The sequence below is a fragment of the Streptomyces sp. NPDC002276 genome, assembly GCF_053891435.1.
This window is the reverse complement of sequence record NZ_JBSFCQ010000009.1, coordinates 120,406-135,132: the sequence shown is the minus strand read 5'-3', so window position 1 is coordinate 135,132 and position 14,727 is coordinate 120,406. Positions and strand designations below refer to the sequence as shown.

Annotated in this window: 14 protein-coding genes and 1 tRNA gene; 6 read left to right on the top strand and 9 right to left on the bottom strand. The window is 72.4% G+C overall.

Annotation, left to right across the window (positions count from 1 at the left end):
* The first annotated feature begins 200 nt into the window (after window positions 1-200).
* Window positions 201-1,517: a M6 family metalloprotease domain-containing protein gene (locus ACWIHT_RS23620; protein WP_456170182.1), complete on the top strand. Its 1,317-nt coding sequence runs from the start codon at window positions 201-203 to the stop codon at window positions 1,515-1,517.
* A 51-nt stretch (window positions 1,518-1,568) separates the two neighbouring features.
* On the opposite strand, the gene ACWIHT_RS23615 is transcribed toward ACWIHT_RS23620, so the two are convergent.
* From ACWIHT_RS23615 to ACWIHT_RS23585, 7 genes are all read right to left on the bottom strand, one after another.
* Window positions 1,569-1,642: transfer RNA gene (locus ACWIHT_RS23615), tRNA-Lys, on the bottom strand.
* On the bottom strand, window positions 1,633-2,247 hold the full coding sequence (locus ACWIHT_RS23610; RefSeq protein ID WP_456170181.1) for a bifunctional DNA primase/polymerase: 615 nt from the start codon (window positions 2,245-2,247) through the stop codon (window positions 1,633-1,635). Before ACWIHT_RS23610 ends, ACWIHT_RS23615 begins: the two co-directional genes overlap by 10 nt.
* A 136-nt stretch (window positions 2,248-2,383) precedes the next feature.
* Window positions 2,384-2,755: a hypothetical protein gene (locus ACWIHT_RS23605; RefSeq protein WP_033283808.1), complete on the bottom strand. Its 372-nt coding sequence runs from the start codon at window positions 2,753-2,755 to the stop codon at window positions 2,384-2,386.
* A 136-nt stretch (window positions 2,756-2,891) separates the two neighbouring features.
* Window positions 2,892-4,226: an AAA domain-containing protein gene (locus ACWIHT_RS23600; RefSeq protein WP_456170179.1), complete on the bottom strand. Its 1,335-nt coding sequence runs from the start codon at window positions 4,224-4,226 to the stop codon at window positions 2,892-2,894.
* Complete coding sequence (locus tag ACWIHT_RS23595) at window positions 4,223-5,821, bottom strand: hypothetical protein (RefSeq protein ID WP_456170178.1); 1,599 nt, start codon at window positions 5,819-5,821, stop codon at window positions 4,223-4,225. Before ACWIHT_RS23595 ends, ACWIHT_RS23600 begins: the two co-directional genes overlap by 4 nt.
* Window positions 5,812-6,957: a hypothetical protein gene (locus tag ACWIHT_RS23590; protein WP_456170177.1), complete on the bottom strand. Its 1,146-nt coding sequence runs from the start codon at window positions 6,955-6,957 to the stop codon at window positions 5,812-5,814. The genes ACWIHT_RS23595 and ACWIHT_RS23590 overlap by 10 nt, the downstream gene beginning before the upstream one ends.
* Window positions 6,908-7,885, bottom strand: a complete 978-nt coding sequence (locus tag ACWIHT_RS23585; protein ID WP_456170176.1) for a phosphatase PAP2 family protein — start codon at window positions 7,883-7,885, stop codon at window positions 6,908-6,910. The genes ACWIHT_RS23590 and ACWIHT_RS23585 overlap by 50 nt, the downstream gene beginning before the upstream one ends.
* A 207-nt stretch (window positions 7,886-8,092) precedes the next feature.
* Between ACWIHT_RS23585 and ACWIHT_RS23580 the strand changes: the two genes are divergently transcribed.
* The gene (locus tag ACWIHT_RS23580; RefSeq protein WP_456170175.1) at window positions 8,093-8,689 is read left to right on the top strand and encodes a histidine phosphatase family protein; all 597 of its coding nucleotides are present in this window, start codon (window positions 8,093-8,095) and stop codon (window positions 8,687-8,689) included.
* A gap of 63 nt (window positions 8,690-8,752) precedes the next feature.
* Here the strand turns inward: ACWIHT_RS23580 and ACWIHT_RS23575 are convergent, their stop codons facing one another.
* On the bottom strand, window positions 8,753-10,225 hold the full coding sequence (locus tag ACWIHT_RS23575) for a hypothetical protein (RefSeq protein WP_456170174.1): 1,473 nt from the start codon (window positions 10,223-10,225) through the stop codon (window positions 8,753-8,755).
* A gap of 271 nt (window positions 10,226-10,496) precedes the next feature.
* Here ACWIHT_RS23575 and ACWIHT_RS23570 point away from each other — a divergent pair, with 271 nt between their 5' ends.
* The gene (locus tag ACWIHT_RS23570) at window positions 10,497-10,931 is read left to right on the top strand and encodes a hypothetical protein (protein ID WP_456170173.1); all 435 of its coding nucleotides are present in this window, start codon (window positions 10,497-10,499) and stop codon (window positions 10,929-10,931) included.
* Window positions 10,932-10,995: 64 nt separating this feature from the next.
* Window positions 10,996-11,868 (top strand): spermidine synthase, encoded by an 873-nt coding sequence (locus ACWIHT_RS23565; protein ID WP_456170172.1) that lies wholly within the window; start codon window positions 10,996-10,998, stop codon window positions 11,866-11,868.
* Window positions 11,869-11,893: 25 nt separating this feature from the next.
* On the opposite strand, the gene ACWIHT_RS23560 is transcribed toward ACWIHT_RS23565, so the two are convergent.
* Window positions 11,894-12,442 (bottom strand): hypothetical protein, encoded by a 549-nt coding sequence (locus ACWIHT_RS23560; protein WP_456170171.1) that lies wholly within the window; start codon window positions 12,440-12,442, stop codon window positions 11,894-11,896.
* A gap of 111 nt (window positions 12,443-12,553) precedes the next feature.
* On the opposite strand from ACWIHT_RS23560, the gene ACWIHT_RS23555 reads away from it, so the two are divergent.
* Both ACWIHT_RS23555 and ACWIHT_RS23550 read left to right on the top strand, forming a co-directional pair.
* Window positions 12,554-13,258 carry a response regulator transcription factor gene (locus ACWIHT_RS23555; protein WP_456170170.1) on the top strand — a complete coding sequence of 235 codons (705 nt, stop codon included), beginning with the start codon at window positions 12,554-12,556 and terminating at the stop codon, window positions 13,256-13,258.
* A complete protein-coding gene (locus tag ACWIHT_RS23550) occupies window positions 13,255-14,658 on the top strand; it encodes an ATP-binding protein (protein WP_456170169.1) in 1,404 nt (467 codons plus the stop codon). The genes ACWIHT_RS23555 and ACWIHT_RS23550 overlap by 4 nt, the downstream gene beginning before the upstream one ends.
* Window positions 14,659-14,727: the final 69 nt, after the last annotated feature.

Below are 14,727 nucleotides of genomic sequence, written 5' to 3'. Positions count from 1 at the left end.
TTCCGCCCGCACCTGGACGGGTTCGCCAAAAGGCCGACCACATGTGACGTTCCGTGAGTGTTTCCGGATGTCGGCCCGGGCGTGTCTCAGCCGTCCCGGGCGTCCCCCTCACTCATCTGGTGCAGATAAACGAGGCATACCCCAACAAACCATCACAGGCTGGGTGTCGGTGTCCCGCGAACCGCTCCCGGAGGTCCAACGTGCCGTGTCAGCTCCCCCTCAAGGGGCTCTCCCGTACGGCGCTCAAGGGGCTCGGTCAGTGGCGGACGCGCCCCCGGCTGCGCAGCACCGCGGCCGTGTTCACCACGATGTCCGCGCTCGCCGCGACCTCCATCATGTCCAGCCAGTCGGTCGCCGAGCCCTTCTCCTCCACCCCGTGCGCCCTCAAGCGCACCGACGCCCACCACTCCGAGGGCCTCGACACCTGGAACGCCGCCTACCCGCGCCCGGTCCGCCCGCTCGACGCGGTGATGATCTTCCTCTCCTTCCCCGACGCGACCCCGCGCACCACCCCCGCCGAACTGGCCGCCGACCACTTCCCGGCCACCACCCGCTTCTACGAACGCGCCTCCTACGGCAGGTTCACGCTCCGCCCGCACCCGCTGCGGAACTGGATCCGCATGCCGAAGCCGTCGACGTCGTACGCCATACAACGCGACTGGAACCCGGTGAACCGCGCCGCGTACCTCCGCGACGCACTCGCCGCCGCCGACCCCGAGGTCGACTTCTCCCGCTACGACGTCGTCTACTTCGTGGCCGATCCGGACGCGCCCGGGGTGGACTCGGACGCGACGAAGGTCGTCAACCTGGACACCCCGCTGCGGGCCGACGGCACGGACATCCGCCGGGTCGTCACCGTGTTCGAGAAGCATCCGCCGGACCGGCTCGTCCTCGCCCACGAGACGGGCCATGTCTTCGACCTGCCCGACCTCTACCACCGGCCGGTCGACGGCAAGGGCGACTGGGACACGTATGTCGGCGACTGGGATCTGATGGGCAGTCAATTCGGCCTGGCCCCCGACCTGTTCGCCTGGCACAAGTGGAAGCTCGGCTGGCTGGACCCGCGCCAGGTCGTGTGCGTACGGGGGGCCGGTCCGACCCGGCTGACCCTGGAACCGCTGGCCGCCGAGCCGCCGACGGCCGGCAACGCCGGATCGCCCGCGTTCGGACTCGGCCTCGGCGTCAAGCTGGCCGTCGTGCGCACCGGCACCGACAGCGCGCTGGCTTTCGAGGCCCGCAGCCCCGTCGGCAACGACAGCACCGCCTGCAAACAGGGCATCCTCGTCTACCGGGTACGCGACGGCGCGGCCTCCGGAAACGGCCCGATCGAGGTCGTCGACGCCCACCCCCGCACCGAGGCCTGCTGGGAGACCTCGGTCTACCCACCCCTCGCCGACGCCCCGGTCGCCCTCGGCGAGACCTTCACCGTGCCCGGCGACGACGTACGGGTGACGGTGGAGGGGCGCACGGACGCGGGGGGCTGGACGGTGGCGATCACGCCGGGGGACAGCCCCTGACTACCGGGAACGTCAAAGGGCCTCTCGCTCTCGCGAGAGGCCCTTCACAGGTGCGCCGCCAGGGACTCGAACCCCGGACCCGCTGATTAAGAGTCAGCTGCTCTAACCAACTGAGCTAGCGGCGCCTGCTGACGTCGTAGACCTTAGCATCCTGATCGGCGGGAGGAAAAATCGATATGCGCACGGTCGCACGGGCGGCGCGCACGGCCGCCCAGAGCAGGATTTCCGCGCCGGGGAGCCAGGGTCGGCGGGTGTCGGGTGCGACCAGCCAGCGGGAGTCGAACGGCGCCGGATCGGCCGCGCCGACCAGCGCCGGGACGGTCACCGCGTCGCCCTTGCCGTGGCACAGCAGCGGCGGAACGGACTCCGTACGACCGCGCTCCGCGGCGGCCGCGCCCCACTCCTCCCAGCCCAGCAGCGAGGGCAGCCGCTGAGCCGTCCCGGCGGTGGCGAACAGGAGCATCCGGCCCCGGTACGTCGCGACCGGCCCGGAGCCGGGACCCTCGTCCCATAAGCGGTCGACCATGCGGCGGCCGAAGACCGCCGGAGCGTTCACCACGTCGAAGGCGGAGCCGCAGGGCAGCACGACCGGGGCGTCCGGCCGCTCCCGCCACAGGGCGAGCGTGCTCCGCGGATACGTTCCTGCCGAGGCGAGCCAGGCGGCACCGTCCGGGGTCACGCCCGAGATGTCGAAGCGGTCGGCGAAAGGGTCGTCCTGAGTGCGGCTCATGGCGAACAGGTCTACCGGCTGTGAGCGCGCGCTCTCCGAGAGTTGCCCGAAATCGGGACAGGAGGGGGCGGGAGGGAGTATCTTGCCCGCCGGGCATATGCCAAACGCGATGCCGAGAACTCCCGCGTCCCTCGGGTCACACGGGGTCGGCGCCCCCGCTGTCCCGCCCCTCGGTGCCGCGCAGCAGATCCCGCCCGAACTCGACCATCTTCTTCGCGTAGTCCTCGGTCCACTCGGCCCGCTCCGCGATGTCCGCCGGCGTCAGCCGGTCGAACCGGCGCGGGTCGGCCAACTGGGCCGCCGCGATCGCCTGGAACTCCACCGCGCGGTCCGTCGCGGCGCGGAACGCGTGCGTCAGCTCCGTCGCCCGCGCCAGCAGCGCGCGCGGGTCGTCCATCGACTCCAGGTCGAAGAAGTGCTCCGGGTCCTCGGCCGCCTGCGCGGGCTCGAAGAGCAGGGGCGCGGGGCGTAGCCGCGATTCGTTGCGACGCGGCGTGTGCTCCGCCATGTCTTCTCCTCCTCGTACGTCACGGATGACCCGCCTCACGAGCCGGACCACCGTCCATTGTCTCCCGACCGCGCAAGAGGCCCCGGGCATACCACCGAGGCACAGGATCCGATGCCTGAAAGGGGCTTCCCAGCGGTCAGGGTCTCCACACCACCCGGTGTTCCGCCAGGTGTGCGAGCACCGCGTGATTCGCCTCCCACCCATCAGGAAACTTCACCGTCACGCCCAGCTGCACCGGCTCCGTCGACGGGTGGTCGTCCAGGAGTTCGCTCACCCCGGCCCGGCAGACCACGATGCACGCGTGCCGATGCCGGGAGGCCAGGACGCACAGGCGGCCCGTCTCCAGGTGGAAGGCGGTGGCGTCCGGGCGGCCCGAGAGGGGGTGGAGGACCACCGTGACGTCGAACTCCCGGCCCTGGAGCCGGTTCGCCGTGTCCACGGTGACGTCCGTGACGCCCAGTTCCGTCAGCGCCGCGCGGACCGCCGCCGCCTGGTCCCGGTGCGCGGTGCCGACCGCGATCCGGTCGGCGGTCAGGGGCGTGGGGTCGGGCGAGCGCTCCGACGTGGCCGCGCCGCCCCGGTCCAGCAGCCGTCGTACGACCGTCGCCACCGCGCGTACCGCCTCCGGGTCCGTGCGGGGCGTGTGGCGGGCGGGGAGTTCCAGCAGGCCCCAGCCCGACTCGGCGGCCTCGTCGATCACCCGGTCCGGGCCCGAACCGTCCGACGGGACACCGAAGTTCAGCCGCCGGTCCCCGTGGTCCGTGCCGCTGCGGAAACGGGTGTACGGGTAGAACGCGTTCGAGACGAGGGGTGCCGCCGACGCCGGGAGGCGCCAGGACACCGGCAGGCGGTGCTGCGGCAGTTCGGGGTTGTGCGCCAGCAGGGTCGTCACCGCCGAGGCCGAGGGGTCGTACGACAGGCCCGCCCACTGCTCCGCGCCGACGATCGCGAACGGGTCCAACTGCCCCGGGTCGCCCACGAACAGCGCCCGCTCGAACAGCCCGGCCACGGCCAGCAGCGAGTCCGAGCGCATCTGGTACGCCTCGTCGACGATCGCGTGCCGCCACGGCTCGTCCACCTTGACGTGCGCCCACTTGGCCGCCGTCGAGATGACCACCGGGAGCCCGGCCAGCTCACCCGCCTTCGCCGACTTCCGTACGTTCGGCAGCTCGTCCAGCGCCTTGTCGTACGGGTCCGCGTCACTGCTGTGCAGGCGGCCCACGGCCAGCTCGCCGTTCTTCTCGGCGAGCCGTACGACGAGGTCGTCGACCTGCGCGTTGGTCTGCGCGACCACCATCAACGGGCGCCCCGCGTCGGCCAGTTCGAGCGCCGCGCGGACGACGAGCGTGGACTTTCCGGCGCCGGGCGGTGAGTCGACGACGACACCGCGCGCGGTGCCGTGCAAGGTGTCACGGAGGATCGCGTCCGTCGCGCGGCCGGCCTCGGCGCCGGGGTCGAACACGGCGGTCACAGCACGTCCTCCTCGGTCACCGGATCCGCCGACTCCTGTACGGCGGTCTCCTCGCCCGGCGGGCCGCCGTGCGTCCACGGTGTGTCCTCCTGGTCGGGCAGTTTCGCCCCGCCCCGCTGCTCGTGCTCGAAGAGCGTGAAGCAGATCCGGTCGCCCTTCTCCGGCACCGAACCGACCTCCGGCTCCTTGCCCCGGCCCATCTTGTCGACGACCCGGAGGACGACGAGGGCGCCCTCCTCCTCATGGCCCACGAACTCCGCCGACTGCGGCTTGCCGCCCAGCGACCGGAACACCTTCACCCGCTCCCCGAGATGCGGCCGGTCGTCCGTGCGCACGGTCACCAGCGGGCGCGGACGGGGACTCTTGCCCTCGCTGTACGACATCACCACATCCGTGACCTCGCCCGCGAAGGCCTCCCCGGCGAGCCGCCGCCCGGCCATCACCAGCGGGTCGTCCAGGGCCTCCTGGGCGTCCAGCCGGGCCTGTTCACGCTCACGCGTGGCGAGCTTGTTGGCCGCGGTCACCGCGTCGTCGCGACGCGGCTGCGGCGGCTCACCGGCGGTGATCCGGTCGCGGTGCCCGGTGAACGACCAGCGGTCGCGCGTCCACCGGTCGACGGCGTGCGCGCCCTCCGGCAGCGCCCGCAACAGGTCGAGCCCGTGCCACACCGCGTCCCAGGTGGGCCGGGTACGGCTCTCGACGAGGGCCCTGATCTCCCGCTCGGCGGCGGTGAGTTCACCGAGCCGGTCGTCGGCCTCCAGGCCGTCCTCGGCGGCGGCGAGGGCGGTACGCGCGCGGTCGTAGCGCTCGATCGCCGGGGCGAGCAGCTTGTTGTCGAACGCCGGGTCCGTGGCCGGGCCGGCCGGCGGGCACACCAACTGACCCTGCGCGTCCCGCCGCAGCTCCGCCTCCAACGCGGCCTCGGCACCGGAGACACCGTCCGGCGGGTCGATCCAGGCGAGCAGCGCGCCCAGGTGCTGGTCCTCCAGGCTGGACTGACCGGTCGCCCAGTGCCGGCCGAGCACCTCGGTGAGCGCGAGCAGCAGCGCGGAGCCGGGCACCCGGGCCCGCTCCCCGAAGTGGGTCAGCCAGCGCCCGAGCAACGGCACGTGCGGGGGCGCGGGATGCGGGGTCTCCGGGTCCTGCTCGGCCGTACGGCGAAAGCGCATCGAGCGGCCCAGCAGCCGGACCAGCTCGATGCCCGGGCGGCTCGGCACGATCAACTGCGGGGCGTCCGCGCACAGTTCGACCTCTACCTTGACCCGCTTGCCGGTCTCCGGATCCGTCTCGTTGCGCTCCGCGGCCTCCACGTCGTCCGCGAACGTGTCGATGTACGGCAGGACCACGTCCGCGAGTTCGGCAAGGAACGCGAACCTGAGGTCACGGTCGCGCGGCTGCGGTACGACGAGCAGCCGCGGCGCGTCCCGGTCCGTACCGACGAGCGCACCGAGGGGCGCGCCGGCCTCACCGGCCGTGGTGAGCGGCACGAGGACCAGCGGGTGCTCGGAGATATGCCGGTGGCGGACGGTCGCGGTGGCCTGGGCGCGGCCCGAACTGACGGCCTCCAGGCGGGCGAGGGTGGTGATCAGTGACATACGGCACCCTCCGGGGCAGGCGCCGACACGTCCGCCAGCGCCTCGGCCCGCAACTCGGCCGCTCTGCGGAGTGCCGCCACCGCCGGGTCGTCCGGGTCGCCGGACTCGCCGTGGGCCGCCGCCAGGACCTCGTCGATCGTGGTCAGGTCGCCCAACTCGGCGCGCAGGGAACGGCCCAGAGCGGTGACCGCGCCGGACGCGCGGGAGCGGTCGCGGCAGTGGAAGGCCAGCTCGCAGGCGGCCAGGCACTCGGGGGCGTAGGTCGCCGGGACCGACTCGACGGCCGCGGTGAGTTCGGCGGTCGGGCGGTCGGGGGCGAAACAGGTGCCCTCGGGGAGGGTGTCGGCGATGTCCTCGATGCGGGTGAGACGGGCCAGCTGGCGACTGGTGACCGCACGCTGCTTGCGGACGTCGACGGCCGACGCGGTCGGCAGGTTCGAGAAGTCCTTCGGGCAGACGAGCAGCACGCGCGTGCGTACCCGGGCGACAGGGTCGAGCCGGGCGGCGACCTCCTCCAGTGCCAGCACGTACACCGCCGACTGACGGGCCGCCGCGCCGACCTTCGCCGGGTCCGCCGAACCGTCCAGCATCGGGAAGGACTTGATCTCCACGACCGTCCAACTGCCGTCCGGGTGCACGACCACCGCGTCCGGCTCCAGGAACGCGGGGGAGCCCGCCACGTCCAGGGCGAGCATCGGGTGGTCCAGCAGGGTCCAGGCGGCGGCCTCGGTCGCCTCGCGCAGCGCCAGCGCCGTACGCGCCGCGCGTCCCTCGGGGCCGACCGCCGACAGCTCGGGCACCCGCGCGCGGGTCGGCGGTTCGGCGCCCGGGTCCAGCTTCTCGTGCACCAGCCGCAGCAGCTCCGCGCCGCCGTCCGCCTTCACCCGGGCCTCGAACGCGTTGCCCCGCATGAAGGCGAACTGGGACTGCCCGAAGGCGGACGGCGAGCCGAGCGCGTCGGCCAGCACCGCCTTGTTCACCCCCGCGCCGTCCAGGATCGCCCGCCGCTCGCAGCCCGGGTTCGCGGCCAGGGCCGCCAGGGCGCGCGCGTCCAGCGCCTTGGCCGGGACGTCCGGGCCGCGCAGCTCAGCGAGCCGGTGCCGGAGCGCCGTCCCCCGCGTCCGTGGGGGAGGCACCAGGCTCGGCTCCGGTACCGAGCTGCGACTCGCGCTGCCGTGGAATTCGTTCACCCGGGGAAGTCTGGCATCCACCACTGACAATTGAGGTTTCTGAGCCCACAGAGGCGCCCGGAGCGGCGTCACGGGAACTGGCCGCGACGAGCGAACCACGCTCCTCGAACCGCGCCCTGATCCGGTCCGCGGCCTTCATGACCTGCGGCGCGAGCAGGAACCCGAGGCCCATCACGACCACACCCGCGACCGCGTCGAGGAGGTAGTGGTTCGCGGTGCCCATGACCACGATCGCCGTCAGCAGCGGATAGGCGACACCGAGGACCTTGGTGAGCCGCGTGCCGCCGTAGCGCCACAGCATCACTCCGCACCACAGCGCCCAGCCGCAGTGCAGGCTCGGCATCGCCGCGTACTGGTTGGTCATCCCGCCGAGGCCGCGCGGCGCGCTCGCGTCGCCGCCCCACCAGCCGTACGAGCTGTACTTGGCCATCGTGTCGACGAAGCCGTAGTCCGGGGAGAGGAGCCGGGGCGGGCAGGTCGGGAGCAGGGTGAAGCCGATCAGGCCGATGAACGTGGACGTCATCAGCCAGGTGCGGGCCGCCCGGTAGACCTGTGCACGTGACCGGAACAGCCAGATCAGGATCGCGGGTGTGACCAGGTAGTGCAGCGACGCGTACCAGAAGTCGGCCGGGATGCCGAGCCAGGCCTCGCGCGTGAAGAGCCGGTTCAGCGGGTGCTCGGCGTTGATGTGCAGGAACTTCTCGATACGCAGGACCGCCAGCCCGTGGTCCACGGCGCTGGCCGTGTCGCCCCTGGCCAGCAGGCGGCCCGCCGAGTACGAGGCGTACACCATGAGGATCAGCGGCAGCTCGGTCCACCAGCGCAGCCGGCTTCGCCGGTCCGCCTCGATGCCTGGTGTCTCGGTCTGCGGCATCCGATCGCCCTCCCCCTTCTCTCCTGGTGCGGTGCCCGGTGCTCCGGCTCGCCGGTGTTCGGTCGGGACACTTTACGGCGTATGCGGGCGCCCCGTTTCGGGTGCCCCGGACCTCAAAGACGCAGAGATCGCCCCCCGGGTTGCCCTTCTCCAGGGTGCGCGATGATGGAATGACCCGCCTCTGGTTATCTCCCGGAAAGGTTCCCCATGGCACCGCGCATCCTGCTGGCCCGGCACGGACAGACGGCTTGGTCGCTGTCCGGGAAGCACACCGGCAGGACCGACGTCCCGCTCCTCGAAGAGGGCCGACGCGGCGCCAAGCTGCTCGGCGAGCGACTGCACCGGCCCCCACTGGACGGCCTTCCCGGGGTCGAGGTGCGCACCAGCCCGCTGGCACGCGCGCGTGAGACCTGCGAACTCGCCGGCTTCGGCGACCGCGCCACGGACTGGGACACCCTCATGGAGTGGGACTACGGCGCCTACGAGGGCCTCACCCCGCAGGAGATCGCGGCCCGGCGCCCGGGCTGGCTGATCTGGCGCGACGGCGTCCCCGAAGGGGAGACCATCGCGGAAGTGACCGCCCGCGCGGACGAGGTCGTCGCCTGGGCGCGTTCCGAGGACCGTGACGTCCTGGTGTTCGCCCACGGCCACATCCTCCGCTCGATCGGCGCGCGCTGGCTGGGCCTGCCGATCGACTTCGCGGCGCGGATACGCCTCAACCCGACGTCGTTGTCGATCCTCGGGTGGGCCTACGGCGAACCGGCGATCGAGAGCTGGAACGACCTAGGACATCTAGCCGCGTAAGAGCAAGCTTTTAGGGGCGCGGGGAACTGCGCGACCAGCCCCCACCGGCCCGCGGTCAAAAAACTACGCAGCAGTACGAGGCAAACTCGAATGCCTCTCCAAAAACGCAGACACCCCCGAAGCCCGCCGATGAGGCAACAGCACCCGCGCGGTCCCGGCCAGCATCGTCTGAATCCGCGACGACTGCACCAGGTCCAAAAGATCAAGCACCCGCATCCCCGCGGTCGCCGCCTCGTCGGGCCGCCCCCCGCGCGCGAGATCGTCCGCCAGCTCGGCCGTGTACAGCGCGATGTTCCGCGTGAAGTGCGGATCCTGGAGCCGGGCGGCCCGCCGAGCGTGGCGCGCAGCCCGCGGCCAGTCGCCCAGCGTCGACCAGCACTGCGCCTCAAGCCCCTCCAACTCGGCCTCTCCGTAGAAGCTCATCCACTCGGGGTCGGCGTCCGAGTGGCCCCGCTCGTAGAGGGCCTGCGCGCGGGCCAGCGCCTGTTCGCAGCCGGTGCGGTCGGCGAGGCCCGCCCAGCCGCCCGCCTCGCGCAGCGCGAGCAGTGACATCAGGCGGGCGGAGCCCACCGCGCGGGCGACGCGCTGCGCGGCCTGTGCGGCGCGTACCGCCTCGCGCGGGCGTCCGGCGTCCCGCGCGAGGAACGCCGTATTGCAGAAGGCGTGTGCCTCAAGGCCCGCGTCGCCGGTCATGCGGGCGGTGGCGAGGGCTTCCGCGTAGTGCGAGCGGGCGTCGTCGAAGCGGCCGGAGTCGTGGGCCAGCCAGCCCACCGAGATGGCGAGTTCACCGGCTCCGGAGTGCAGTCGCTCGGCGACGGACTGCCGGGTGGTGCCCGCGTCGAGCAGGGCGTAGGCGGCGCGCAGCGGGGCCGCCGCGCGCCGGTAGAGGCCGTCGGCGCCGTGCCGGTCGTCGAGCAGCCGGATTCTGCGGACGGCCTCTTCCAGGGCGCCCGCCTCGCTCGTACCGGGGCGGCGGACGGAACGTTCCGCTGCCACGGCGTCCAAAGTGAGCCCCAGCGGGCCCAGGGTGCCGGCGGCCACCGTGACGGTGCCGCCCCTCATGAATGCGCGACGCAGCACGTCGCTCTCCTCGTGGTTCTCGTGGTTCTCGTGCGTGTCGTACGGGTCCGGTGTGTCATACGGCTCGTACGCCCCCCGCGTCTCATCGGTCCCACCCGTCTCGCCCGGGGTGCAGGCCAGGCTCGTGGGGTGTGCGGGGGGCGTGTCCTCGGCGGTGCGCGCCCCGCGTCCGCGTACGGATGAGCGGGGCGCGAAGCCGAGATCGGCGAGCGTGCGGCCGGGGAACATGTGCAGGAACACCCGTTCGTACGCGTAGTTGGGGCAACGGATCTCACCGGCCTCGACGCGGCCGACGTAGCGCGCGTCGCAGCTGACCCGCTCGCCGATCTCGCGGGCGGACCGGCGTACGGCCGCGGCGAACTCCGCCGGTGAGCGCTGTCCGCGCAGCCGCCGGAAGGCGAGATTGGGTCTCGGTGGTTGGGGGAACGGGGACGGGGTCACCATTGACGACGCCATGGCCGGGTCCTCTCGTGCGAACCGTCGAACCATGCCGGATTCAGGGCGACTTGTTGAGTGACGCCCTGTTTCCAGCGGGCAAGAACGTACCTGCTGTGCACGACCCGCCACGCAGTGTTTGGCTACAAACCGGATATCTCATCCGAGATCTGCCATGAACTGCCATCCTTTGCGGCTGACTTGGGCCGTAGCCGTTGACGCCTCGACGCGTTGAACTCCATGGACCCGGGAGCCACCCGACTCCCGACCCGCTCGTCCAAGGAGGGGTTCCGTGGTGGAGACCGGGATGGAGACCAGTCAGAGCGTCGATCCTCGAATGCCGAGCGCGGAGTGCAGCGCGCCACCTTTCGCGGACTCCGCCTGCGATCTGGTGACCGTGCCGACGCGGCAGGGGCTTGAGGCCGTCGACATCCTGCGGCGCGGCGCGAGCGACGGGGTCGGCCCCGTCCTGCACGACGACGGCGGCGACACCCTCGGCTTCCTGGTCCCGCCGGGCACGGCGGCGGCCTGGGACGTCCCCGGCAGCATCTGTACGGAGACCAACGGCCGGGGCCTGAGCCTCGCCCCCGACCCCGAGCCCCCGGTCGAGGGCTCCGACTGGCTGCTGCCCCCCGGCGACGCCGACCTCGCGACCGACCCGGCGGTCCTGCGGGCCGCGCTGGGCGAGGCGGCCCGCCTGATCGAGGCGGCGGACGGCTGTCGCTGAGCGCCGACCACCGCACGCCGAGGCCGGACGCGCCGGACCACCCCCGCCCCCCGATAATGGGCCAATGGGAAAGTCCAGGAACACCCGGCGAGGTGGTGCCGGTGCCCCCGAGGCCGTCGTCGAGGCGGTCGACGGCGGGCTGGCCGAGCTGATACCCGACCGGGACCGCGCACGGGCCTGGACCCTGCTGATCGACGGGGCACCGCAGTCCTACGTCGACCTCGACGACCCGGCGTATCTGTCCTTCGAGTACCAGCGCCGCCTCGGCCATGTCATCGACCTCGCCGCACCGGCCGGCAAGCCGATCCAGGCGGTGCACCTCGGCGGTGGCGCCCTCACACTCGCCCGGTACGTCGCCGCCACCCGCCCCCGATCCACCCAGCAGGTCGTCGAGTTCGACGCGGCGCTCGTCCAACTGGTCCGCCGCGAGCTGCCGTTGGACCCGAACGCACGGATCAGGGTGCGCTCCGCCGACGCCCGCGCGGGACTCGCGAAACTGCCCGAGGGCTGGGCGGACCTCGTCGTGGCGGACGTCTTCAGCGGGGCCAGGACACCCGCCCACCTCACCTCCACCGAGTTCCTCGACGAGGTGCGCCGGGCGCTGCGACCGGGCGGGATCTACGCCGCGAACCTCGCCGACGGCCCCCCGCTCACCCACCTGCGGGGCCAAATCGCCACCGTGGCAGCCAGGTTCACGGAACTCGCGCTGATCGCCGACCCGACCGTGCTGCGCGGCAAACGGTTCGGCAACGCCGTCCTCGTCGCCTCCGACCACCCGCTGTCGCTCGCCGAACTCACCCGGCGCGCCGCCTCCGACCCGCACCCCGGCCGGGTCCAACACGGCCGCGAACTCACCGACTTCACAGGCGGCGCCGTACCGGTGACGGACGCGGCAGCGGTCGCCTCACCGGCCCCGCCGCCGTCGGTGTTCCGCTAGCCCGGCACAACTCGCCTCAAAAACCTCAGTAGTTACCCACATCCACCCGCGGCGCCCCGTCGTGCCACGTGCAGATCACCGACACCTTGCCCGTGCCCTTGGTGAACTCCACCCGGAGCCACGAGTCCGTCTTCCACACCTGCATCGACCAGCCCGTACCCGGCGTCGCCGACACGAGCGTCACATAGGCCGGCGCGTAGTCGAGTTCGAGCACCACCCGCCCGCCGTCGGTGTCGTAGCTCTTGACCTGGCCGGAGGTGGCGACGGAGGGGGAGGGCGACGGGCTCGCGGTCGCCGTCTCCGTGGGGGTCGGACTCGGGGTGCGGGTCGGCGTCGGGGTGCTCGACGGGCTCGGGTCCGACTCGGCCCGAACCGTCGGCTCGGCGGGCGGTGTCGCCTCCTGCGCGGTCGCGCCGGCCGCCGCGATGGGCAGGGCGCGCGGGGGGTCGTAGGCCGTGCCCGTCATGACCGTGTGGACGCCCCACCAGGTCAGCGTGACCGCCGCGCCGGTGGCGAGCGACCAGGCCAGCACGTGCACGAATCCGTTGACGAGTCCTCTGGGCATCACGGCCATACTGCCTCACGCGCCCCACGGGTGTCCCAGTGATGGCCATGGCTTTGTCCGCAAGCGGGAGTTGTCCACAGGCCCGGATACGGTTCGCCCGCATGGGCTACGGTGCGGCGCATGGCAAGTGTGCTCGTGGTCGAGGACGACCAGTTCGTGCGCTCCGCCCTCATTCGGCATCTGACCGACGCCGCACACACGGTGCGCAGTGTCGGTACGGCGCTTGAGGCGCTGCGCGAGGTCGCCCATTTCCGTTTCGACGTGGTCATCCTGGACCTCGGACTGCCCGACCTGGACGGGTCCGAGGCGCTGAAGATGCTGCGCGGGATCACCGACGTCCCCGTGATCATCGCCACCGCCCGGGACGACGAGACGGAGATCGTCCGCCTGCTCAACGCGGGCGCGGACGACTACCTCACCAAGCCCTTCTCGGTCGACCACCTGTCCGCCCGCATGTCCGCCGTTCTACGACGCTCCCGCGCCACCTCCGGTGAGGCACCCCCGTCCTCGGTCCTCCGCGTCGGCGGACTGACCGTCGACCCCCTGCGCCGCCAGGCCGACCTGGACGGCGTCCGACTCGACCTCACCCGCCGCGAGTTCGACCTCCTCGCTTTCCTGGCCGGCCGTCCTGGTGTGGTCGTCCCGCGCAAGGAACTCCTCGCCGAGGTCTGGCAGCAGTCCTACGGCGACGACCAGACCATCGACGTCCATCTGTCCTGGCTGCGCCGGAAGTTGGGGGAGACGGCGGCCCGGCCGCGCTATCTGCACACCCTGCGCGGTGTCGGCGTGAAGCTGGAGCCACCGGGAGCGGAGCCGCCGCGATGAGGTGGGCACTGGTCAGGGTCTGTCTGGCGATCGCGGCCATGGTCGTCGTCGCCTTCGCGGTGCCGCTGGGCCTGGTCATCAAGGAGATGGCCCGCGACCGCGCCTTTTCGAACGCCGAGCGGGAGGCCGCCGCCGTCGCCCCCGCGCTGTCCATCACCACCGACCGGGACCAGTTGGAGAAGGTCGTCGCCTCGGCGGGCGCGGACTCCGGGATGGCCGTCCACATACCGGCGGGAGAGGGCAAGGCCGCCCTCGACATCGGGCGGCAGCGCGCCGCGGGCAAGGACATCGCGACCGTACGGAGACTGGGCCGTGCCTCCACCACCGAGGTGCCCGGCGGCTCCGTCCTGCTCCAGCCGGTCGCGCTCAGCTCCGGCGAGATATCCGTCGTCGAGGTCTACGTCCCGGAGTCCGAGGTCAGCAACGGCGTCGGCACGGCCTGGGCGGTGCTCGCCGGGGTCGGCATCGCGCTGATCGTCGGTTCCGTCGCGGTCGCCGACCGGCTGGGCGTACGGATGGTGCAGCCCGCGCAGCGCCTGGTCGAGGGCGCGCACGAACTGGGGGAGGGGAAGCTGGGTTCGCGGGTGCCCGAGGAGGGACCGACCGAACTGCGGCTGGCGGCGGTCGCGTTCAACTCCATGGCCGACCAGGTCGTACAACTGCTCGCGAACGAAAGGGAGTTGGCGGCCGATCTGTCGCACCGCCTCCGCACCCCCCTCACCGTGCTGCGGCTCAACGCGGCCTCGCTCGGGGACGGTCCGGCCGCCGAGCAGACGCGGACCGCGGTCGCGCAGTTGGAGCGCGAGGTCGACACGATCATCCGGACCGCGCGCGAGGCCAAGCCGCAGACCGTGGCGGCCGGGCCCGGCGCGGGGTGCGACGCGGCCGAGGTGGTGCGTGAGCGGATGCGGTTCTGGTCCGCGCTCGCCGAGGACGAGAGCCGCAAGGTGCGGGTGGCCGGGGTGGAGCGCCCGGTGCGGATACCCGTGGCCCGCGCCGACCTGGTCGCCGCCCTCGACGCCCTGTTGGGCAATGTGTTCCGGCACACGCCCGAGGGCACGGCCTTCGCGGTCGACGTGCACAACAGCGAGGACGCGGTGATCGTGCTCGTCTCGGACGCGGGCTCCGGCATACGCGACCCCGAGGCGGCGATGGCCCGCGGGCGCGGCTCCGGCAGCGACGGGTCGACCGGGCTCGGCCTGGACATCGTGCGCAGGCTCGCCGAGTCGACCGGCGGGGACGTCCGGATCGGCTCCTCGATGCTCGGTGGCACGGAGGTGCGGATCTGGATCCAGCTGGACGGGCGGGAGCCGGAGCGCAAGGGGCACCGAGGGGCCGTACGACGGCGTCGGCCCGGCAGATTGGTCTCGACCTTTAACCGGTCCCGATCCCTCCCTTAAGCGCGCCCTAAGATCGCCAACTCCCGTCCGGATCACGCGCTTTGCCCGATTCCGGATCGCTAGCGTGCT